22 protein-coding genes are annotated in these 21839 nt (G+C 46.1%); 2 read left to right on the top strand and 20 right to left on the bottom strand.

The genetic code is table 11. The features are described from left to right. Window positions 1-717, bottom strand: a 717-nt coding sequence (locus RCO25_RS01985) for an ABC transporter ATP-binding protein (RefSeq protein ID WP_308994482.1), incomplete at its 3' end; no start/stop codon positions are given. Continuing rightward, entirely contained in the window at window positions 707-1549 is an 843-nt protein-coding gene (locus RCO25_RS01990; RefSeq protein ID WP_308994724.1) for an ABC transporter ATP-binding protein, read from the bottom strand. The genes RCO25_RS01990 and RCO25_RS01985, both read right to left, overlap by 11 nt. Before the next feature lie 130 nt (window positions 1550-1679). On the opposite strand from RCO25_RS01990, the gene RCO25_RS01995 reads away from it, so the two are divergent. Further along, window positions 1680-2294 carry a biotin transporter BioY gene (locus tag RCO25_RS01995; protein WP_308994483.1) on the top strand — a complete coding sequence of 205 codons (615 nt, stop codon included), beginning with the start codon at window positions 1680-1682 and terminating at the stop codon, window positions 2292-2294. A gap of 184 nt (window positions 2295-2478) precedes the next feature. Here RCO25_RS01995 and RCO25_RS02000 read toward each other — a convergent pair whose 3' ends face one another. The 3 genes from RCO25_RS02000 to RCO25_RS02010 form a co-directional block, all read right to left on the bottom strand. Beyond that, window positions 2479-2967: a YlbF/YmcA family competence regulator gene (locus RCO25_RS02000; protein ID WP_308994484.1), complete on the bottom strand. Its 489-nt coding sequence runs from the start codon at window positions 2965-2967 to the stop codon at window positions 2479-2481. A 23-nt stretch (window positions 2968-2990) separates the two neighbouring features. Then, entirely contained in the window at window positions 2991-4583 is a 1593-nt protein-coding gene (gene miaB / locus RCO25_RS02005; protein ID WP_308994485.1) for a tRNA (N6-isopentenyl adenosine(37)-C2)-methylthiotransferase MiaB, read from the bottom strand. A 73-nt stretch (window positions 4584-4656) separates the two neighbouring features. After that, window positions 4657-5259, bottom strand: coding sequence for a TetR/AcrR family transcriptional regulator (locus tag RCO25_RS02010; protein WP_308994486.1), 603 nt, complete (start codon window positions 5257-5259; stop codon window positions 4657-4659). A 187-nt stretch (window positions 5260-5446) separates the two neighbouring features. On the opposite strand from RCO25_RS02010, the gene RCO25_RS02015 reads away from it, so the two are divergent. Continuing rightward, window positions 5447-6937 (top strand): MDR family MFS transporter, encoded by a 1491-nt coding sequence (locus RCO25_RS02015; RefSeq protein ID WP_308994487.1) that lies wholly within the window; start codon window positions 5447-5449, stop codon window positions 6935-6937. Between the two features lie 242 nt (window positions 6938-7179). Here RCO25_RS02015 and pduL read toward each other — a convergent pair whose 3' ends face one another. From pduL to RCO25_RS02090, 15 genes are all read right to left on the bottom strand, one after another. After that, window positions 7180-7755 (bottom strand): phosphate propanoyltransferase, encoded by a 576-nt coding sequence (gene pduL, locus RCO25_RS02020; RefSeq protein ID WP_308994488.1) that lies wholly within the window; start codon window positions 7753-7755, stop codon window positions 7180-7182. A 91-nt stretch (window positions 7756-7846) separates the two neighbouring features. Beyond that, the gene (locus RCO25_RS02025) at window positions 7847-8713 is read right to left on the bottom strand and encodes a 2-oxoacid:ferredoxin oxidoreductase subunit beta (RefSeq protein WP_308994489.1); all 867 of its coding nucleotides are present in this window, start codon (window positions 8711-8713) and stop codon (window positions 7847-7849) included. Beyond that, a complete protein-coding gene (locus RCO25_RS02030; RefSeq protein ID WP_308994490.1) occupies window positions 8691-10448 on the bottom strand; it encodes a 2-oxoacid:acceptor oxidoreductase subunit alpha in 1758 nt (585 codons plus the stop codon). The genes RCO25_RS02025 and RCO25_RS02030 overlap by 23 nt, the downstream gene beginning before the upstream one ends. 183 nt (window positions 10449-10631) lie before the next feature. Continuing rightward, window positions 10632-11573 carry a dipeptidase gene (locus tag RCO25_RS02035; protein WP_308994491.1) on the bottom strand — a complete coding sequence of 314 codons (942 nt, stop codon included), beginning with the start codon at window positions 11571-11573 and terminating at the stop codon, window positions 10632-10634. Between the two features lie 113 nt (window positions 11574-11686). Continuing rightward, complete coding sequence (locus tag RCO25_RS02040; protein WP_006036664.1) at window positions 11687-11947, bottom strand: stage V sporulation protein S; 261 nt, start codon at window positions 11945-11947, stop codon at window positions 11687-11689. A 137-nt stretch (window positions 11948-12084) separates the two neighbouring features. Continuing rightward, window positions 12085-12879, bottom strand: a complete 795-nt coding sequence (locus RCO25_RS02045; RefSeq protein ID WP_308994492.1) for a TIGR00282 family metallophosphoesterase — start codon at window positions 12877-12879, stop codon at window positions 12085-12087. Window positions 12880-12969: 90 nt separating this feature from the next. Beyond that, window positions 12970-14514 (bottom strand): ribonuclease Y, encoded by a 1545-nt coding sequence (rny, locus tag RCO25_RS02050; protein ID WP_308994493.1) that lies wholly within the window; start codon window positions 14512-14514, stop codon window positions 12970-12972. A gap of 181 nt (window positions 14515-14695) precedes the next feature. Further along, on the bottom strand, window positions 14696-15400 hold the full coding sequence (locus RCO25_RS02055) for a regulatory protein RecX (protein WP_308994494.1): 705 nt from the start codon (window positions 15398-15400) through the stop codon (window positions 14696-14698). A gap of 79 nt (window positions 15401-15479) precedes the next feature. Further along, a complete protein-coding gene (gene recA, locus RCO25_RS02060; RefSeq protein WP_308994495.1) occupies window positions 15480-16529 on the bottom strand; it encodes a recombinase RecA in 1050 nt (349 codons plus the stop codon). Window positions 16530-16851: 322 nt separating this feature from the next. After that, window positions 16852-18111, bottom strand: a complete 1260-nt coding sequence (locus tag RCO25_RS02065; RefSeq protein ID WP_308994496.1) for a competence/damage-inducible protein A — start codon at window positions 18109-18111, stop codon at window positions 16852-16854. A 90-nt stretch (window positions 18112-18201) separates the two neighbouring features. Then, window positions 18202-18777, bottom strand: coding sequence for a CDP-diacylglycerol--glycerol-3-phosphate 3-phosphatidyltransferase (pgsA, locus tag RCO25_RS02070; protein WP_308994497.1), 576 nt, complete (start codon window positions 18775-18777; stop codon window positions 18202-18204). 295 nt (window positions 18778-19072) lie between these two features. Further along, window positions 19073-19567 carry a YajQ family cyclic di-GMP-binding protein gene (locus RCO25_RS02075; RefSeq protein ID WP_308994498.1) on the bottom strand — a complete coding sequence of 165 codons (495 nt, stop codon included), beginning with the start codon at window positions 19565-19567 and terminating at the stop codon, window positions 19073-19075. Between the two features lie 28 nt (window positions 19568-19595). Further along, window positions 19596-20516: a helix-turn-helix domain-containing protein gene (locus tag RCO25_RS02080; protein WP_308994499.1), complete on the bottom strand. Its 921-nt coding sequence runs from the start codon at window positions 20514-20516 to the stop codon at window positions 19596-19598. Between the two features lie 18 nt (window positions 20517-20534). Then, a complete protein-coding gene (locus RCO25_RS02085; protein WP_138751528.1) occupies window positions 20535-21302 on the bottom strand; it encodes a DUF3388 domain-containing protein in 768 nt (255 codons plus the stop codon). A 187-nt stretch (window positions 21303-21489) separates the two neighbouring features. Then, window positions 21490-21741: a DUF3243 domain-containing protein gene (locus RCO25_RS02090; RefSeq protein ID WP_308994500.1), complete on the bottom strand. Its 252-nt coding sequence runs from the start codon at window positions 21739-21741 to the stop codon at window positions 21490-21492. Between the last annotated feature and the right edge of the window lie 98 nt (window positions 21742-21839).

Genomic DNA, 21839 nt, shown 5'->3' on the forward strand with positions numbered 1-21839 from the left:
AGCGGCGGCATGCGCGATCGCCGCCGCAGGCGCCGCTGCGCGGACCGTGCCGCCGCTAACCACGGCGACCGCGTCCGCCAGCGGCAGCAGCGCGTCGAGGTCGTGCGTGGCTACGACCGCTCCGCGCCCCGCCGCCCTATGCGCTTCGAGCACCGCGTACAGGCGGCGGATACCGACGGCGTCCAGACCCGCCGTCGGCTCGTCGAGCAGCAACCATTCCGGCTGACACGCCAGCAAGCAGGCGATTGATAGCCGTCGCTGCTGCCCGCCGCTGAGCGTCCAGGGATCACGCTCCATTGTCTCCAGCGGCAATCCAACCTCTGCTAATGCATGCTCAATCCTCTTCACGGCGCTTGCCTCATCCAGTCCGTAAGGCTTAAGTGAATACAAAAGCTCGTCCCGTACTGTCGCAGCAAACCACTGCGATTCAGAGCTTTGCATGGCTATGCCATACTTGAGCGCCACATTTCGGTTTATCTGTTTTCGTCTTTTTCCTTTTATCCAAAGGTCTTCATCGCCGAGCTCGATGTTGCCCTCCTCTACCTTCCGAATACCTGCCATCGTCTCTAGAAGCGTGGATTTACCAGCTCCATTGCAGCCGATTAACAGCGTAATTTCGCCAGCATTAATAAACATATTAATATCTTTAAGCAGCTCTTTTTTATCATTACCTTCGGCGACTACGGATACGCCGGTAAGCTTCCAATCAGATTTCATAGCGCTTCACCGCCTCTGCCAACATGTTCGCGGTGAAGGGAAATGGTCTCAATCGAACGCCTTGTGTATCCAGCTCCCAAGCTACCTGCGCCGCATATGGAGCCTCAAAGCCATGCTTCTCGCATAAGCTGTCATTCACTCCCGCTTTGGATCTGACAAACCAAGATTCGGCTTGCCCATCAAACAAAATAGTTCCCTCGTCCATCGCAATGATCCGATCGCCTGGCCGCAGCTCTTCCAGCTTCTGTGTGATCCAAATAACCGTCACTCCCGACTGCTGCAGGCTTCTTACCTGTTCCAACACGGAGCTCGCAGACTCGGGATCCAGCATAGCCGTCACTTCATCAAGCACCAGTATAGGTGTTTTCGCTGCCAAACAACCAGCTATAGCAACAAGCTGCTTCTGTCCCCCGGAAAAGGTTTCAATCGGCTGGTGAAGCCGCTCGCCCATGCCCACATTCCTCAGCGCACACTCTGCTTCATAAGGTATGTCCAGCGTCTCCAGCCCATTCTGCTCAAGCATAAGCACGACATCCTCCCAAGGGGTCGCCCCGATCATCGCAGCTTCGGGCTGCTGCATGACTATGGGGATCGGCTTGCCTAGCGCTGCAGTCTCAATGCTGCGTAACACTTGGCCAGTGACACCTGCAATACGGTAACCAGCAGCAACTTTTGCAACAGTACTTTTCCCGCTTCCGTTACGGCCTAAGAGCGAAATCCACTCCCCCTGCCTGATGGAAAGAGACACATCCTTTACGATTGGCTGCAGCATTTGTCCATCTAACAGCGTTGGCGGCGTCACTGTTATTTGCTTTAATTCGATTTGATACACATGGTTCAACTTTATTCACCCAGCCTCTTCCCCAAAACGATTGACTATGCTACAATTCGATTTGTTAACCTCACTTAAATATAAATGGTTAACAATAAAACCACAACTACATAAAGGAGTCGTTATCACCATGCAAAGCAATAATATTCGATCGCTTGTATTTATCGCCTTATTCGCAGCACTTTTTATCATCATGAGTTCACTTACAATTAAGTTTGGAGGCTCGTTTGTTCCAATTACCCTTCAAACATTGGCCGTTATATTAGCCGGCCTTTTCCAAACGCCGCGCAACGCATTTTTGAGTATATTTGTTGTCATTGTTCTTGCCGCTTTTGGCTTGCCTTTGTTCAGCGGCGCAGGCGGAATTACACATCTCATCGGCCATACCGGCGGCTTTATCTTCGCTTTTCCGTTTTGTGCGCTTTTAGTCAGCCTAGCGGTAGGAGCATATCTTCGCAGCTCGGTCTCAAAAGGAAATAAAATGATCGCATTTATCGCTTTTTTCGTTATTTTCGAGTTGTTCAGCTCATTAAGCGCTTATGTAACAGGGATTCCGTGGCTTATGCACGTTCTCGATTTTTCATTCCAGAAAGCAATGACAGTCGGTTTTTATCCGTTCATTATCGGCGATGCGTTGAAATCACTTGTAGGTGCGATTCTTGCCGTCTCTTTAACACCTTACATCGTATACATTCGCTCGTCAACCGCCAGCCTCAGCAGGCAGCAAACATCCTATAAAGCTTAAAATACACCATAATCGATAGAAAAACCGCTTATTCCTTCTTTGATCTTCATCAAGGAATAAGCGGTTTTTTACGTTATCACTGAAGTCAAGTGCTTTCTTAATGCTGAGTAAACATGTCAAAAAGCGCCTGTCCTATTCGGCAAGCGCTTCTGATTTGTGCTCTATTTGTTGTTTATCGCTTCGCTTAGTCGCTGCATTCTTCTGGAGCCGGCTCCGATGCATCCTCTACGCTGATCTTCTCGGAAACCGTGTCGCGTACAATGGATATGACGAGCTGCAGCAAGTAGTTGATATCCGTTTGGCTTTGCTGGAATTCAGAGACAATTGGAATGCCGTCAAGCTCATCCTGCAGCGTTTCCATTTCGCCTTCAATTTTTTTAACCATATCCGCGTTTTTGAAAGTCGTTTCGAATGCCACAACTTCCTTTTGTTTTTTCTTAATCTTCGTAATAAGCTGCTGTACGCGCTCATTGCCATTGATTTGCTGCTCCGCGCGGCGATAGTGCTGTACTTCCTCCGATGTGAAAATCAAATTGGCCAACTCTTTCGCTTTTTTCGAAATATCCTCACGAACGATTAAATCGCGGGTATGGAAGCTTGGAATTCCGCAGCCTTCCCCGTGATCATGATCGCAATGCGCTGCTTGATTTTCTGCTGTATGCTGCTCTGCCATTTGTCATCTCTCCTGTTTTCCCGTTAGCTAACGGCTTCTTGTGCGCTCTGTTCTACAGATTCGGCTTTGATATACCAGGTTTGAGCTTCTGTTACCTTAGCCATGACGAATTGTCCGATCCATTCCTTGGGACCTTCCAAATGTACTAATTTATTCGTGCGCGTGCGTCCCGAAAGGGTGCTCGCATTGTTCTTGCTCTCGCCTTCAATGAGCACCTCAACAATTTGACCTATCAACTGCTCATTCTTTTCTCTCGCATTAGCCGCGAGCTGTGCGTTTAGACGCTGCAGGCGCGCCTTTTTCACCTCTAGCGGAACATTGTCCTCCATGCCGGCGGCAGGAGTTCCTTCACGCGGAGAATATAAGAAAGTGTATGCTGAATCAAATCCGACTTCCTTAACTAGCGTCATCGTATCTTCAAATTGCTCATCTGTTTCACCTGGGAAACCAACGATTATATCCGAAGTCAGCATCGCGGTCGGTATCGCTTTTTTAATTTTTTCAACAAGCTCCAAATACATTTCACGCGTATACTTGCGGCTCATTCGTTTCAATATTTCAGTGCTGCCGGATTGAACGGGCAAATGGATATGCTCCACCAGGTTGCCGCCCGTGCCAAGCACTTCAATTAAATGATCGTCGAAATCACGCGGATGGCTCGTCATAAAACGGATACGCGGAATATCGATTTTGGACATGTCAAACATCAGATCGCCAAAGCGGTAGCTGATGTCCTCAAAATCCTTTCCGTACGCATTAACGTTCTGTCCAAGCAGCGTAATTTCTTTAAAGCCCTGTCTGGCCAGTTCGCGCACTTCAGCAATAACGTCCTCAGGCCGCCTGCTGCGCTCCTTGCCTCGTGTGTATGGAACGATGCAGTATGTGCAAAACTTATCGCAGCCATACATAATATTAACCCAAGCACGCATTCCTTCGCGTTTCTTAGGCATATTTTCAATAATATCGCCTTCCTTGGACCATACTTCAACGACAAGCTCTTTGCTGAAATAAGCGTTCTGCAGCAAATAGGGCAGCCTATGAATATTATGCGTTCCAAAGATCATATCGACAAAAGCATGCTTTTGCAAAATACGCCCGACAACCGATTCCTCTTGGGACATACAGCCGCAAACGCCTAGCAGCAGATCCGGCTTTTCGGTTTTCAGCGTCTTCAGGTGGCCAAGCTCGCCAAACACTTTATCCTCCGCGTTTTCACGGATTGCGCATGTATTTAGTAGAATCACATCCGCAAGCTTGCGATCCTCCGTAGCGGTATACCCCATCTCTTCGAACATGCCCTTCATAACCTCGGTGTCATGCTCGTTCATTTGGCAGCCGTACGTTTGAATCAAATAATGCTTGCCAACGCCCATCGTCCGCAGCTCGTCTGGTATCGCGAAGTCATAATGCACCTCGATATCCTCTTTGCCGCGTTTCTTCTCATCCTTATGGCTGGGTGCAGCATTTATATTGACGATCCTTCCTTTAATGCGGTAGGTCGTTGAATTCTCGTCTTGGTCTATCACTTTTGCATCGCTAAAATCAAAATATTTGGAGTAATCCTTAAGTTGGTTTTGCTTCTTGTCCGAAGCGAGCTGGTTACTATCCTTCGTCAATGCCGATTCACTTCCTTATGGGTACTAATAGTTGCCTCGTACGCTTGTATAGCCCAATTCAGTATTATACCAGTTAACGGAATAGAGGGTCAATAAAGGTCAAACAAAATCGGTCCTGAATTTCTTCACAAGTATATCCCATTGCATATTTAAGATGATTGAAAGTATGCGGCGAGTGTATTGAGATTAATGAATGAGCCGCATAGGCCGGATCAACGGATTTAATTTGTTCCTTTTCGATAGCTTCTTTAAAAAGCTCGCTGATCGTATGATGCAGAAATACATATGGCGGTGATTGAAAAAAATCGGATTTATCATCCTCCATTTTTTTGTAGGTATGCAGAACGCCCAGCCATTCCGATTTATGATCAATAAATGCTATAATCTTGCGCATCACTATGCTTAATCGCACTTGTACAGAAAGCTGTGTTCCCGTTTTTAAAATGTCATCGATCTCTTTGATGAAAACCTCGAAGTTTTCTTTCATCATATCCATACACAATTCGCCTTTGTTTGAATACCGACGATAAAGGGTGCCTTGTCCAATGCCTACCGATTTGGCGATTTGATGCATGCTGACCGATTCTACCCCATGCTCCGTAAACAAGTGATTGGCTGTATGCAGGATTGCTTTGCTCAATGCTTGTTTCGTTCTGCCGTTTTCTGGTGCAGTCATCGTTCCTGTCTCCTTTTCCCGCTTTACAAATGAAACGATTGACAATTGCTCAAATCGTCTTTATTATTCAGTAGTGCGGACAATTGTCCGCACATAGATGCGGTCATCTTTTATTGTAGCCTGATTCGTTAGGACAGGTCAACAAAAGGAAGAATAGACCCCTATAGAAGAGATAGGAGGAAATGAAATGGCTTCAACATCACAAAAAGCAGCACCCACTGGCGATCCCATGTCGATTCGCAATATTCTCCCCCCGCTACTCGCCATCATTGTCGGTATGTTTATGGTCATCTTGGATGGTACAGCAATGAATGTAGCTATGCCGGGCTTGATGGCTGATTTCAAAAGCTCAATGTCTCTCGTGCAATGGACGATAACGGGCTATGCACTTGCACAAGCCGCTGTTATTCCATTAGCGGGATGGATGTCTGATCGTTTCGGAGCCAAGCAAATTTTCTTGTTCTCCATCATTATGTTTACGATCGGCTCTGGACTTTGCGCTCTCGCAACAACTGCCGAGCAGCTTATTGTATTCCGAATCATTCAAGGTCTTGGCGGCGGTATGGTTGCTCCAATTGCAATGGCCTTTACTTTTAGACTCAGCCCTCCAGGCAAGCAAGGGGCTGTTATGGGTATGATCGGTATTCCGATGCTTCTAGCTCCTGCATTAGGACCTGTCGTGGCAGGCTGGCTTGTTGATTATGTATCGTGGCACTGGATTTTTATCATTAACCTTCCAATTGGCGTTATTGCCGTTATCGTAGGCATTCGCACTCTTCCTAAGGTTGAACGCAAACGCGTGCCTTCCCTTGATTTCTTAGGCATGATTTTTGCTCCTCTTGCATTCGCTATGCTCGCTTACGGTGTAAGCTCCGCAGGCGGCGAGGGCGGCGCAGGCAGCGGTTGGACCTCGCCTGAGGCTCTGATCGGCATGATTGTAGGCGGCATCGCTCTTATTATCTTTATTATCGTTGAGCTGAGCCGTAAAGAACCATTGCTTGAACTGCGTGTTTTCAAATCAAGCAATTTCACGCGCGGCATCATACTGCAATGGATCGTTCAAATCGCTTTGTTCGGAACATTATTCCTAATACCTATTTTCTTACAAATCGCCAAAGGCTACTCGGCGTTTGACACCGGTCTAATTTTGCTGCCGCAGGCTCTTGCAGCTGGTATATTCATGCCGATCGGCGGCAAGCTGTTTGACCGTTTCGGAGCGCGGCCTATAGTCATTACAGGCTTAGCCATTGTTACCGTCGCAGGCTTCATCTTAAGCCAAATTTCAGCAGAAACAACCCTTCTTACACTAATGATTCCGATTGCTATGCTTGGCGCAGGTATGGGCTTATCGATGATGCCACTTAACACGCACATCATGCAATCCGCTCCAAAAGAGCTGGTAAGCCGCGTTACTTCGCTTACTGCAGCCGCACAGCAGGTTATGACCTCTTTTGCGATCGCAGGATTGTCAACCATACTCGCAAGCAGAATAGAGCACTACGGTACGACTAATCCAGGACCGAATGTCGTCTATTCTTCTTATGGGGATACGTTTTTCATTCTAGCTTCTATTTCTATCATCGGTGCGATCGTTGCCTTATTGCTGCGCAGACCGAAGCAAGAGGTAGGCACAAGCCCGGATGAAAAGCCTGAAGTTTCCATGATGATGGGTCACTAAATTCAATTTTACTTATAAGGATCTCAAGCGTAAACGGCTGTCGCCGTCCTCTGTGGCAAAAGCAGTCGTTTCGCGGAGATATATAAGCACATTTATATGTGAAAACATATAAATTCTTATATATAAAAAAAGGCAGCTTCCAGGTCGTCATTGACGAAATGGAAGCTGTCTCTTTATATACCTCCATAAGCGACTTCATTTGCCATAGAGGACGGTGACAACCTTTTACCCTTGTTCAAGGCCTAATCTATAATTTCAGCTTTATCTCCGTTCTTCACGCCTGCCGCGTTCGCTTCATCAGTATCGATATGCATATCAAGCGCGAATTGATCAGATACGCGTGCAACTACATTTTCGAAAATGACACCGCGCTCGCCTGCAAAACGTACCCGAAGCGACTGCTTGTCCGCGATGCCAAAGCGCTCAGCATCGCTTGTGTGGAAATGAATATGCCGAGCAGCAACAATAACGCCTTCCTCAATGACAACCTCACCTGCAGGCCCCTGAAGCTTGATGCCCGCTGAGCTCTTTGTGTCACCAGATTCCCTAACGGGAGGATTTACGCCAAGCGCGAATGCATCTGTACGAGAAACTTCAAGCTGAGTCTGTTTTCGTGTCGGACCCAAGATTCTAACCTTCGCAAAACTGCCCTTCGGTCCAACAACAGCAACGGTTTCATTGGCTGCATATTGGCCGGGCTGAGACAATGGCTTCATTTCCGTTAACTCGTAGCCAGCACCGAACAGCAGCTCGACATGCTCCTGTGATAAGTGAATATGTCTGGCAGATACTCCGATTGGAACTTCTTTATGTATCATGTTGTCACTCTCCTGCTATATAATGAACGTTTTTCCTCAACCTTCGAAAGAAAAAGCATACGGCTGTTCAGCCGCATGCTCATCATACCACTTATTTAAATTCGGCAACAAGCTTCTCGAATTCCTCTGGGGTAATCTTGATATTTTGCTTGGCCAAGCCTTCCGCCTTGAAGCCCGTAACGAGATCCTCGTAAGACTTACGTGTTTTGTTTTGATAAATAAGACCAGTTAGCATGCCGTTTGTTTCCATGATCTTATTCATCGCTTGCACGCGATTCGTTGGATCGTAATCCGGGAATTGTTCCAGATTGACGATATTTTCTTTAAACCAATCATAAGTATTGATTTTGTTGAAGGTCACGCATGGGCTGAATACGTTGATTAGAGAGAAGCCTTCATGATTGATCCCCTCTTCAATCAGCCTTGTCAACTGCTTCAAATCGCTCGAGAACGATTGGGCTACAAATGTCGCACCAGCAGACAATGCGATTTCAAGCGGAGAAAGCGTTGATTCGATCGAGCCTTCCGGCGTCGATTTTGTTTTGAAGCCCTCTGCGCTGCGCGGTGACGTTTGACCTTTTGTTAAACCATAAATTTGGTTATCCATAACAATATACGTCACGTTCAGGTTACGGCGAATGGCGTGAACCGTATGGCCCATCCCAATAGCGAAGCCGTCGCCGTCACCGCCTGAAGCAATGACCGTAAGCTCGCGGTTAGCCAGCTTAACGCCCTGCGCGATAGGAAGCACTCGTCCGTGAATGCCGTGGAAGCCGTATGCGTTAATATAACCGGAAATTCGCCCTGAACAGCCGATTCCGGAAATAACCGCTAAATTCTCGGGCTCAAGTCCTACATTGGCTGCAGCCCGTTGAATAGCTGCTTGAATAGAGAAATCTCCGCAGCCTGGGCACCAGTTAGGTTTTACATTATTTCTAAACTCTTTGAACGTTGCCATCTAGACTCAACTCCTTGCAGGCTTTGTGAATGTCGGAAGGCAAGAACGGATTACCGTCGTATTTCAGCAAGCTCTCGATTTTTTCTGCGAAACCGGCATTCATTTTAATTTGAGCAGCGAGCTGTCCGGTAGCATTGTTTTCGATGACAACAACTTTTTTCGCCTTTTGCAAGTAAGGAAGCAGAGGTTTCGTTGGGAACGGGTGAATTTGACGAATCGTTATATGGTTTGTTGTTATACTATCACCTATAAGCATGCTTCTCGCCTCGTCAATTGTGCCGCCTGTGGATCCCATGCCAATAATGAGCAAATCTGGCGTATCATGAGGAGCATCCACTCGGATTGCATCGCGAATGTACATGTCGTTCAGCTTGTTCAAACGTTTATCCATCATGTTTTGACGGTTTAATGCGTTTTCGGATGGACGTCCCGTTTCATCATGCTCGACACCTGTTACATGATGCAGACCGCCCTTTTCACCCGGCAATACACGTGGAGATACGCCGTCATCCGTAAGCTCATAACGTTTAAATAAATCATGGCCTTCAAGCGCAGGCACATTTTCGACAAGCTTACCGCGTTTGATTTCTATCTTTTCATAATCGAGCGGTTCGCAAGATTGTTTGCCTAGAGACAACTGCAGATCCGTCATCAAAATAACCGGTACCTGATATTCCTCTGCGAGGTTAAAAGACTCTAACGTGTCGTAGAAGCAATCCTCGATAGATGCCGGCGCAATAACGATCTTCGGAATTTCACCGTGCGTACCGTAGACCATAGCGTTGAGATCGGATTGCTCTTGTTTCGTAGGAAGACCCGTTGACGGACCGCCCCGCTGCGTATTCACAATGACAAGCGGTGTTTCTGTCATGCCCGCCAAGCCGATTGCTTCCATCATGAGGGATAGACCTGGGCCCGCCGATGCGGTCATCGTACGAACTCCGGCATAGTTTGCTCCAATCGCCATCGTAACTGCCGCGATTTCATCCTCTGTTTGCACTACAGTACCGCCGAATTTAGGCAGCTTCTTAATCAAATATTCCATAATCTCGGAAGCAGGCGTAATCGGATAAGCAGCCATCAAGCGGCAGCCTGCCGCAATAGAGCCCAGTCCAATTGCTTCATTGCCGATCATGAACATTTTTTGCAGACCGTCAGCCGCGTCAAGCTTGAACTCGTCGAGCGGTCCGCCTGCTTGCTCAAGAACGAACTCGGCACCGCGTTTAACCGCTTCGATATTTTTCTCAACGATAGCCGCGCCTTTACGTCCGAATTCCTCTTCGACCGCTTTATTGAATACTTCAATCGGCAGTCCAAGCAGTGCCCATGACGCTCCGGACGCAACCATGTTTTTCATCAAGGATGTGCCTAGCTCCTCGGCCATAGCCGTAATCGGAACCGAAAATAGTCTTGCATTAATGCCTTCCGGTATCGTTGGATTGAACTTCGCATCCGCAACAATCACGCCGCCAAGACGCAGCTCCTTCGCATTCAAATCGATGCTTTCCTGATCGAATGCTACTAGAATATCTAAATCATCGGAAATCGCACGAATCGGTTTCGTGCTTATACGAATTTTATTGTTCGTATGTCCGCCTTTGATTCTCGATGAAAAATGCCGATAACCATATAAATAATAGCCCAAACGATTAAGCGCCGTAGAAAAGATTCGGTCCGTACTCTCTACGCCTTCTCCTTGTTGGCCCCCGATCTTCCAAGACAATTGACTAATCAAAATGCCCAACTCCTCTTTTTCTAGAACGTGCAAATATTCAATATCGTCAAGTAATTATATCGTAAAAGTCATAACAGTCACAACAATTTTAAAGCGCAGCATTACAAAAATCAAGATGTAAACGCTTAACAGAAACATAGTTTGTTTCGATCAATTCCATACCGCAAACAGATTGAACCATTTTTAAGAAAAAGGAAGATTTTTTCGGAGAAAACGCAGCGCGTTGCCGGACATAAATTGTTCGGTTTGCTTCTCAGTATACCTTTTCAACAGCGCATCCTGAAGAGCGATAAGCTCACCAGGATGTGTTAAGTCCTGCATGTATCGGTCAATGCCGTCAAAATCCGAGCCTAGCATGATATGGGATTCTCCGCCCAGCTCGCAGATATGCTCAATATGGCGCAGCAAATCATCGATGAGCACAACTTCTGAGCTCGATACAAACCAAGGCACGAACGTTATGCCAATCAAGCCTTGCTTCGCAATAATCTTCTCAATCTGTGTATCATTCAAATTGCGTGGGTGATCACAAATCTCCTTTGCGTTAGAATGTGATGCAAGGATCGGTTTTTGCGAATGCTCAGCGACGTCCCAGAATGCACGCTCTGACAAATGGGACACATCTAATAGTATATCCAATTTATTACATTCTTCTACTAATAATCTGCCTAAACTCGTTAATCCGCCGTTTCTCGGCTCCATCGCGCCGTCTGCAGCCCAGTTAGCATGGTTCCAAGTTAATCCCGCAGCGCGGATTCCTAATTGATGCAATATGCGAAGCAGGGGCATTTGCCCTTGAAGACCGTCAACACCTTCAAGCGACAACAGCGCTCCAATTTTTCCATTTGTTATACAGAAGTCCAAATCCTTAGCCGTCCGAATCCACATCATGTCCTCGCAAGTTAATACCATTTGGTGAAATCGATCCACGCTTTCCAGAATAGGCTCTAAACGCCCGTTCATCGATTGCGGAATATAGATCGCAAAAGTTTGTAGAATCGTCCCTGCTGCCTTTAAACGCTCGTATGTAACATCTAAACTGCCAGGCTTGCTGGCTTGAAAAGTAAGTTTTTCATTAATTAGCAGTTTGCAGAGCACATCGCAATGAAAATCTATTACTTTCATAGACGCACCTCACCATTCGTATGACTCGCAGCAAAAAAACCTGTCTACGACGTAAACAGGCGAATCATTTCATTTTATCCAATTGGCTTATTCATTTCCGCCTCTTGGACTTGCTACCGAGGTTCAACAATCAATTTGATTGCTGTTCGATCCTCCCCGTCAATAACAATGTCAGTAAAAGCCGGAATACAAATTAAATCCACCCCGCTGGGAGCGACAAATCCTCTAGCAATCGCAACGGCTTTGATTGCTTGGTTTAACGCACCAGCTCCAATGGCTTGCAGTTCCGCACCACCACGTTCACGAAGAACGCCAGCTAGCGCACCTGCAACGGAATTTGGATTGGACTTTGCTGAAACTTTTAATACATCCATAAAAAGAACCTCCCCTTGGACTGTTGGATGGATTCCACTTTTAAATAGTATTCGGGGGAGATTAAAAAATTCCTGCTTTTATTCCGTTAATTCACAAACAGTTCTGAATTGTCGGAACTTTTCAAAGATTCTAAGCGTTACATCAAAAGCCATTCATCTTCCGTAAGGCGTATTTTTTCAATTTTTCGCGCTTGTCCCGTTGCATCGTCAATCTGAACGGAAATCGCATGCAGATGCCACTTTCCTTCATCCACTACAAAACGGACAGGCAGCTGTGTAATGAATTTATGTAAAACAGCAGTTCGCTCCATGCCGAGCACGCCTTCTTTAGGACCTACCATACCAACATCCGTGATATAAGCTGTCCCGCCGGGCAATATCGTATCATCATTCGTTTGGACATGCGTATGTGTTCCAAGCACGATTGAGGCTCTGCCATCCAGATGCCAGCCCATTGCGATTTTCTCAGAAGTCGCTTCCGCATGAAAATCAACAAGAATATTGTTCGTCTGCTCTTTTGCTTCTTCGATCAACTCGTCCGCCTTGCGGAAAGGGCAATCAATTGGCGGCAAAAATGTGCGTCCCTGCAAATTGATGATAGCAAGCTGCTTTCCAGCGGCTTTAATAAAAGCCATACCTTGACCAGGAGCGCCTTCTGCATAATTCGCCGGACGTACCAGACGCGGTTCCTCGTCAATCCACTCGAATATATCTTTATTATCCCACGTATGGTTACCCATTGTGATGCCATGGATGCCCCATTCGAAAAATTCCTTAGCAATGGTTGCTGTTATTCCGCGGCCTGCAGCGGCATTCTCGCCATTCGCAATAATAATATGCGGATTATATTTACTTTTAAGTGCAGGAAGCACTCGTTTTAAAGCACTTCTGCCTACGTTTCCTACAATATCTCCGATAAATAATACGTTCATGTGAATACACTTCCTTTTTTTATGCGCCTGCAAACAGAAAAGTGGCTAACAAGCAGCCACTTTTCTGAAAAGCTGATATTTTATTGTTGATTACTTCGCATATTCAACCGCGCGTGTTTCTCGAATGACCGTTACCTTAATATGTCCCGGATAATCAAGTTCGCTTTCGATTTTCTTCGTAATATCGCGTGCAAGACGGAAAGCTTCTGTATCGTCGATTTTTTCTGGCTGCACCATGACTCGCACTTCGCGGCCAGCTTGAATCGCGTACGACTTCTCTACGCCCTCAAACGATTCAGAGATATCTTCAAGCTTCTCCAGTCGTTTGATATACGTTTCAAGCGTCTCACGGCGAGCTCCAGGGCGCGCAGCGGACAATGCGTCAGCCGCTCCTACGAGCATCGCGATTACGGAAGTAGCTTCCGTATCCCCGTGATGAGAAGCAATACTGTTTATAACGACAGGATGCTCCTTGTATTTCTTAGCAAGTTCAACACCGATTTCTACATGCGAGCCTTCCACTTCATGATCCAATGCTTTACCGATATCATGCAGCAAACCTGCGCGCTTCGCCAATGTAACATCCTGGCCAAGCTCTGCTGCCATCAATCCAGTCAAGTAAGCAACCTCTATGGAGTGCTTCAACACGTTCTGACCGTAACTTGTCCGATACTTCAATCGTCCCAAAATCTTGATTAAATCCGGATGCAAGCTGTGAACGCCAACCTCGAAAGTAGCTTGCTCACCGTATTCACGGATGCGCTCGTCCACCTCTTTACGAGATTTTTCAACCATTTCTTCAATGCGGGCAGGATGGATACGACCGTCAGCCACAAGCTTTTCCAAAGAAGTGCGGGCAATTTCGCGTCTTATCGGGTCGAAACCTGATAAAATGACCGCTTCCGGTGTATCGTCGATAATTAGATCGATACCAGTCAATGTTTCCAAAGCACGGATATTACGGCCTTCACGCCCAATAATGCGGCCTTTCATTTCTTCATTAGGCAATGTTACGACGGATACCGTCGTCTCAGCCACATGATCTGCCGCACAGCGCTGAATAGCTAGTGAAATAATATCACGGGCTTTCTTATCGGCCTCTTCTTTCGCTTGCTGCTCGATCTCTTTAATCATCTGTGCTGTTTCATGTCGTACTTCCTGTTCAACATTGGATAAAATGATCGATTTGGCATCTTCCGTTGTCAGACTCGAAATACGTTCCAATTCACTCAGCTGCTGCTTGTAAATGGAATCGATCTGCTCTTGCGTTTCTTCGATCCGTTTTTCTTTGTTGGCTACAGTTTCTTCTTTGCGTTCTAGCGCTTCTAACTTTTTATCCAGCGACTCCTCTTTTTGGAGTAAACGTCTTTCCTGACGTTGAGCCTCGTTGCGACGTTCACGAATGTCTCTCTCGGCTTCGGAACGAAGTTTGTGGACTTCATCTTTTGCTTCTAGCACGGTTTCTTTCTTCTGAGCTTCCGCTTCTTTCTTCGCATTTTCTACGATTACAATGGCAGCTTGCTCAGCGCTTGAAATTTTGGCCTCGGCAATCGACTTTCGAATAAAATAACCAATCCCAAAGAAAATTGCGCCAACAAAGAGACAGATCAAGATCCAAATGACCTCATTAGGCATCTTGTTCACCTCCTTGTTGCATACACCAAGGCACTGCTTGGGATGATATTAGGTTTTCAACCGGCTTCAAACCGTTTCAACAATTACTAATTTGACGAAAATAATCGTATTGAATCAACTTTTGGAAGGAAAATTGATTCAATATTGAAGGAATACAACCTCATTTTATCTTTTCGTAAAATCAATTGTCAAGCAAAAGCCCATCAACTTCCTCGAATGCATCATCTTCACCAATCAGATCTATCGACTTTATGGCTTCCTTCACGATATCTCCTGGAAAGCCGCTGCGCATTAAATACCCCATAAGCTTGCGCTTTTTCTCAAACGGCTCCCCTTTTATGGAGCGCCATTTCTTCTCTGCGGCCTTCTTCGCTGACGCTAATTCAACTTTATGGTCCAATGCATCGATCGCCTCTGCAGCGACTTCTTTCGACACGCCTCGCTGCGCCAGCTCTTGCTGGATAAAGCGTCGACCCTTCAGTCTGTTCTTAAGTCTTCCAGCCGCAAATTGACGTGCATATTGTTCATCATCCACAATATGTTCCTTTTCTAAACGGTCCAGAGCATATTGAATATTGTCTGACTCAAACAGCTTGCGGTTTAAATATTGCTCGATTTGTTTTCTCGTTCTCGGTCTAGCTCCTAAATAGGCGATTGCCAGCACGTAGGCACGGTAACGTTCATCTTCCATTCGTATTTCTTCGATTTGGACCTCCGTTAATAGTTGCCCCTTCGTCAAACGAAACCGAATTAATATATCTTCATGTACAGATAAAATCGGTTCCTCTGACTCGGCAAAGAGATGATATAATTTTCTTTCCTTCTTATCAAGACGAACCGATAAGATCATCCATTCTTCTTCATTTTCAGGGTCACTGTAAGCCACAGCGTACATCCTCTCTAAACACAGCTTCGCCGCCCCTAACAGGGCGGCGAAGCATGAATACGTATGCTATAAGATCATTTTATTCCAGATCTTCGAACTCTTCGTCGTCTTCATCAGGTTTGAAATTTGCCTGAGTCGCAGCTGCCGACATGTTACTCGCATCGCGAATTTGCTTCTCGATAACCTCTGCAACATCCTTGTGATCCTTCAAGTACTGCTTCGCATTCTCGCGCCCTTGGCCCAAACGCTCGCCATTGTATGAGAACCATGCTCCGCTCTTCTGAACGATATCCATCTCTACACCGATATCCACAAGAGTACCTTCTCTGGAAATACCCTCGCCGTACATGATGTCGACCTCAGCTTGTTTAAACGGAGGTGCTACCTTGTTTTTCACGACTTTAATACGAGTACGGTTACCAATCATGTCATTACCTTGCTTCAACGTCTCAATACGGCGCACATCTAGTCGCACGCTGGAATAAAACTTCAAAGCGCGTCCGCCTGGCGTTGTCTCAGGGTTACCAAACATAACGCCAACCTTCTCACGCAATTGGTTGATGAAAATAGCAATCGTCTTCGATTTGCTGATTGCACCCGAAAGCTTTCGCAAAGCCTGCGACATCAAACGAGCTTGAAGACCAACGTGTGAATCACCCATGTCGCCTTCGATCTCCGCTTTTGGTACAAGTGCAGCAACGGAGTCAATAACGACAATGTCAACCGCGCCGCTGCGTACAAGCGCTTCAGCGATTTCCAATGCTTGCTCGCCTGTATCCGGCTGAGAAAGCAACAGCTCATCAATATTTACGCCAAGCTTACTAGCATAAAGCGGATCCAGTGCGTGCTCCGCATCGATAAAGGCAGCTTGTCCGCCAATTCGTTGAACCTCTGCAATCGCATGAAGTGCAACAGTTGTTTTACCGGATGATTCCGGTCCATATATTTCAATAACACGTCCACGCGGCAAGCCGCCTATTCCTAATGCAATATCTAGAGCAAGTGAACCGCTAGGCACGGTTTCTACCTGCATGTGTGTGGATTCTCCCAATTTCATGATGGAGCCTTTACCAAATTGCTTCTCAATTTGACGCAAAGCCATTTCTAGTGCAGCGCGACGATCCGACAAGAAACTCACATCCTTCTTTATTTATAATGTTATGATACCTTTTTTCTGACGGGTTGACAAGCATTTTTTCGAACATACATTCGCCTTTTCGCTTCGCCCCCTCAAATGGACATAAAAAAACCGCAGCAAAGTATTCTTCGCCACGGTTCTTCCGATAACTAACTTTAATTATAACGGGCTAGCCCGCAATTGACAAACATTATTTATTTTTATTACTTCGAAATTTCCGGTACTTATTGAAGACTAAGTCCCAGACTATATTGTCAATATGAAATGGCCTTCGCTTCCGGAGCCAACCTCCCTCTCCGAGAGCAATGCCCATTTATTCGCCTTTATCCGCCTGAAGCGCCAGCCATAATCGGTACAATGCTGCTTTCACGGCGCGAAGCCTTATCATGCTTCTGCCGCCGCTTAAATTCAAAGTAAAAACTTCGGTATCTTTTCCCCGCATCGAAATGCCTACGTAAACAAGACCAACAGGCTTGCCCTCGGATTCCGCCGGACCGGCGACTCCTGTCAAGGATACGCCAAAGTCAGCATCTGAAAGCTCTCTTACCCGCTCCGCCATTAAAGCCGCTGTCGAGTCGCTGATCGCACCGGGCGCGCCCTCGCCTTCTAGCTGCGTCATCGGTATGCTTAGCAAGTGATGCTTCATTATATTGGTGTAAGTGACCACTCCTCCTACATACTCTCCACTGCTCCCAGGAACGTTTGTAATAAGCTCGGCCAATAAACCCCCGCTGCAGCTTTCCGCACTCGCCAGCTTGCGCCTTGAGGCTCTCAGAAGGTGTACAACCTCAACCTCGAGAGGTACGTCCTCCTGCGCATACAAGAACTCTCCCACTCGTTCCTTTATCTTTTCTACGCTTTCATCTATTTTCCGATCGGCATCGATGGCAGAGTTTGCTTTAGTCGAAACCCTTATGGAAACCTCGCCTTCCTTCGCGTAAGGAGCGATAGTCGGATCTACCTGACCGTCAATTAAATCAATTAGCTTCGCTTCAAGATTCGATTCTCCAATGCCTGCGAACTTTAATATGCGCGAATAAAGCGGCTTCGTTTCTCCCAGCAAAGAACGCAGCCATAGCTCGCCCGCTCCATCCATCATCGGCTTCATTTCCCTCGGCGGACCCGGAAGCAGCAAGTACAGCGTCCCATCCACGGATAAACCGTTACCAACTGCTAAGCCCGTTGTATTTTCTAATGGATCACTACCCTCAATCATCAAGGCTTGGCGACGGTTGCTCTCCACCATATGAATGCCGCGCGAGCTGAACATCTTCTCTATTTGAGTCATAGAAGGCTCATGGATAACGAGCTTGCGGTTTAAATATTCTGCTAAAACGTCCTTCGTAAGATCATCTTGTGTCGGACCAAGTCCACCCGTAAAAACAAGTAGATCCGCTCGGCCTCGCCCAATTTCAATCGCTTCCCGCAGCCTCCCGGCATTGTCACCGACAACCGTCTGAAAATAAACGTCAACGCCTAATCCCGCAAGCTTTTGAGACAAAAACTGCGCATTCGTATTTACGATTTGGCCGAGCAGCAGCTCTGTACCGACCGCTATGATTTCTGCTTTCATTATTCGAGATCCCCTCTGCGTCAATTGTAGATATGCCCAGAGCAATATAAGTAAAAGCATCCCTCCTTTGAACGGAAAGATGCTTTAACGTTATTCTACCGGAATCAAATGCTTGTTCTTCAAAAAATAATCAATGCCTGAGTATACCGTGATGGCGGCTGCTACCCAGCTTGCGATGACATCAAAAGGAAAATCAATGAAATTAAATGGGAAGTTGTTGATCAAAAGCGCAATAATCATTGTAATTTGAATCGCCGTCTTCCATTTTCCCCATGTGCTGGCAGCCATTACGGAGCCCTCTAAGAGCGCAATTTGACGAAGTCCCGTTACAGCGAATTCACGGCTAATAATAACTATTGCTATCAAAGCATTCAGCTTGTCCATTTCAACAAGTGAAATAAGGACAGCTGCAACAAGCAGCTTATCTGCTAATGGGTCGAGCAGTTTGCCGAGGTTGGTTACGATTTTGTTCTTGCGCGCTATGTAGCCGTCTAACCCATCTGTACTTGCCGCCACAATAAAAATGAGTGCCGCTGCGATTTGATTGTATGTAATGGAGAAGTCTGAAATGCTAAACGACCCCAAATCCACTTTGATAAGCAGAAAAAACATAATAATCGGCACTAAAAATATTCTGGCTAAGGTAATGCGGTTCGCCAGATTCACGCAATTCCCTCCTTAGATCGATCTAACTCATAGGTGTGCGTTACGCGAACCCTTTGTTCGTGAATGAATCTGGAATTGTGTTCCAGATGCGGACCATTTGCTAAGCAACCTTGAGTGACTGCATGTGTGCTTACTTTCATCTATGTATCCCCCAGATCCTTCTGTAAAGCTATCTCAACAAGTATAATACATGCCCATACACGTGTCAAAAGCAGCTATAGCCCCATTTTTCCCTCTATGCGCTATTAAACGAAAAGCTTCGTTTCTCGAATTCCGATGAAACGAAGCTTCGCTATTACGAGCGGTAGTTGGTAAATTGAAGTTCAACAGGCAGGTCCGCTTCTCTGAGAAGCTTCATAACGGCCTGCAAATCATCAAGGCTTTTGCCTGATACTCTAATTTGATCCCCTTGGATCAAGCTTTTTACCTTCAGCTTCGAATCCCTTATTAGTATATTGATCTTTTTGGAAACATCCTGCTCAATGCCCTGTCTAAGCTTAATCCGTTGACGTACCGTATTTCCGGAAGCGCCTTCGATTTTTCCGTAATCCAGGTTCTTAATAGGAACGCCGCGTTTCACCATTTTGGACAAAAGAATGTCAAGGACATTTTTCAGCTTGTAATCATCCTCGGATGCAACGACGAGTTCTTCCTTTTCGAGTGCGATGGAGCTTTTGCTCCCTTTAAAATCAAAGCGTGTTTCAATCTCCCGTTCGGCCTGCTTAATCGCGTTAGCCAATTCTGCCATATCCACTTTGGATACAATATCAAATGCATTCTCTGAAGCCATTAAAACCTCTCCTTTGGTACATTAATCATTATTCCGTTTGATTGCTTTCATTGTTTGGCGTTGGCGTTGCTGTTGCGTCTGTGGGAGTTGCTCCATCAGCTATCGGTTGAAGCAGCAGCTTCTTAGACCCAGCTCGGTCTCCGTCAGGGACCGGAACGCCATCCACCGTTATTTCTGTTAGATCAGATCTTCCCACATTGATATAGATCGGGCCGATGAGATCGTAAGACTCTACCGTTCCATCCTCTGCATTCGCCGAATACAGCTTTTCGCCTTTATTGCTGTTCGAGCGGACCTCCAGCCAGCTTCTGCCGCCTACGATTTTCACTTCAACCCTATGCGTTTTTCCAGCAGGCCCAATATCGTATTGATCAGCTTTTCCTACCTTACTGCCGAATGTAACCGTGGTTGGCGCTTCAGTTGGCGTAGGAGCAACTGGTTCGTTTGTCGGCGTAACTTCATTCCCGGCTTTATCTGTTTCGTCAGTCTTAACCGGCGGTTCAGAAGCTTCCGTAATATCAGTGCTGTTATCGACTTGTTTGGGATCATCCGTTTCGTTATTAATGACATACACCCAAATCACGACAACGATTAAAATCAGGAAGGACCACATCATGACGTTGAAACCGATTTTGCCAAGCCTCTCGGACGATTGTGATTTGACGCGACGCGGCGATCTCACGACGATCGGTTCGGAAATTTGCTCAGCCGGTGCTGCCGGCACCTCATGCTGATACAAACGAAGTACTTCGTCCGGATCAAGTCCAACAGCCTCTGAGTAATTTTTCACAAATGCGCGCACGTAAAAGGGACCGGGTAAAACCGTATGGTCTCCGCTTTCGATCGCTTCCAGGTACCGTTTTCTTATTTTCGTTGTTTCTTGAATATCATCTAGCGTTAATCCGCGCTGGTCTCTCGCCTTGCGAAGCAATTCTCCTAAATCAGACATGAGACGGCCTCCTTCCGATTAGAAATCGTCTGTATAGTTAGCTGTGAAAGATTCGTACGATATTTCTTCATCTGGCGTATTGCGTAACTCAACAATTATGTCAAAATGGCTGTAATCGAAATTTGATTCCTTAATGAAAATATCAGGATGCTCAATAACTTTAGTTGAAGGCATTGCCATAATTTCTTGAAGCAATCCATAATGCTTCTCATTTGAGCGGATCGTACTCACAATCCCATCAATAATAAAGATATTATTGGGCTGCATTTCATCCTCTGAGAGCTGGCTTCTAACCGTTTGGCGCAGCAGGGTTGAAGATACGAACGTCCAGCGCTTATTCGAGCATACGCTTCCGGCAATAATGGATTCCGTCTTGCCGACACGGGGCATCCCACGTAATCCTATAACCTGATTTCCATCCCGTTTAAACACTTCGCCCAAAAAATCAACCAAAATACCGAGCTCATCCCGCGTAAAACGGAATGTCTTGCGATCATCCGAATCCCGTTCAATGTACCGACCATGGCGAACAGCCAAAATATCGACAATTGTTGGCGTTCTCAGTTTGTTTACAGTTATATTATCAACCTTTTGAAGCATTTTGCCAAGCAGCTCGATCTTCTCATCGTCATCCGTCTGAAGAAGCATTCCCCTCGTTCTATCTTCCACACCGTTAATGGTCATAATATTAACCTCAAGCATACCTAATAAAGAGGCGATATCTCCGAGCAAGCCAGGCCTGTTTTTATGTATTTTGTATTCCATATACCATTGTTTCGACTCCAAAGCTGTCACCGTCCTAAACCTGTTCTTATAGAAGTATGTAAATGATGGATACTACGTCATGAAACATAATTCTACAATTTTCGTCACAATCCTGCAAGCCAAAAAGAAACATTGCAGAAAAGCCTCCTATAAGGAGGCTCTCCTGCTTCTGCTTCTACTTGAGGAAAATGTCGAATTAATAAAACAACTACGATTTTTGGACGAGCTTGACCATGAGGCTAGAAAGAGTTTTACGTTCTGCCTCGTCACCAACATCCCACAGCTGCTTTAAAATGCGTTCTTCCTCATTTTTCGGATCTACCTTCTCATCGAGAAAGGCACCGATTTCATAAGCCAGGCTTGAAATCGTTTCTTCCGTCATCCCGATCTTCTTTGCTTGAGATACACGGTCTGCCAAGAAATGCTTCCATGTGGCAAAATTAGAAAGGACAGTTGACATGTTTCTTCGCCTCCTAAAGGTATAGAAAAGAATCATCAACAGTCATATCATGTGTAAAAGCATCACTAATTATGCATAGGGTCTGTCCGAAAACATTC

The sequence above is a fragment of the Paenibacillus sp. LHD-38 genome (genome assembly GCF_031157315.1).
GTDB lineage: Bacteria > Bacillota > Bacilli > Paenibacillales > Paenibacillaceae > Pristimantibacillus.

Coding starts and splice junctions, on each gene's coding strand:
- RCO25_RS01995 (WP_308994483.1), top strand. CDS start 1,680: ATGCAAAGCAATAATATTCGATCGCTTGTATTTATCGCCTTATTCGCA.
- RCO25_RS02000 (WP_308994484.1), bottom strand. CDS start 2,967: ATGGCAGAGCAGCATACAGCAGAAAATCAAGCAGCGCATTGCGATCAT.
- RCO25_RS02010 (WP_308994486.1), bottom strand. CDS start 5,259: ATGACTGCACCAGAAAACGGCAGAACGAAACAAGCATTGAGCAAAGCA.
- RCO25_RS02015 (WP_308994487.1), top strand. CDS start 5,447: ATGGCTTCAACATCACAAAAAGCAGCACCCACTGGCGATCCCATGTCG.
- pduL (WP_308994488.1), bottom strand. CDS start 7,755: ATGATACATAAAGAAGTTCCAATCGGAGTATCTGCCAGACATATTCAC.
- RCO25_RS02025 (WP_308994489.1), bottom strand. CDS start 8,713: ATGGCAACGTTCAAAGAGTTTAGAAATAATGTAAAACCTAACTGGTGC.
- RCO25_RS02035 (WP_308994491.1), bottom strand. CDS start 11,573: ATGAAAGTAATAGATTTTCATTGCGATGTGCTCTGCAAACTGCTAATT.
- RCO25_RS02040 (WP_006036664.1), bottom strand. CDS start 11,947: ATGGATGTATTAAAAGTTTCAGCAAAGTCCAATCCAAATTCCGTTGCA.
- RCO25_RS02045 (WP_308994492.1), bottom strand. CDS start 12,879: ATGAACGTATTATTTATCGGAGATATTGTAGGAAACGTAGGCAGAAGT.
- rny (WP_308994493.1), bottom strand. CDS start 14,514: ATGCCTAATGAGGTCATTTGGATCTTGATCTGTCTCTTTGTTGGCGCA.
- RCO25_RS02065 (WP_308994496.1), bottom strand. CDS start 18,111: ATGAAAGCAGAAATCATAGCGGTCGGTACAGAGCTGCTGCTCGGCCAA.
- RCO25_RS02075 (WP_308994498.1), bottom strand. CDS start 19,567: ATGGCTTCAGAGAATGCATTTGATATTGTATCCAAAGTGGATATGGCA.
- RCO25_RS02080 (WP_308994499.1), bottom strand. CDS start 20,516: ATGTCTGATTTAGGAGAATTGCTTCGCAAGGCGAGAGACCAGCGCGGA.
- RCO25_RS02090 (WP_308994500.1), bottom strand. CDS start 21,741: ATGTCAACTGTCCTTTCTAATTTTGCCACATGGAAGCATTTCTTGGCA.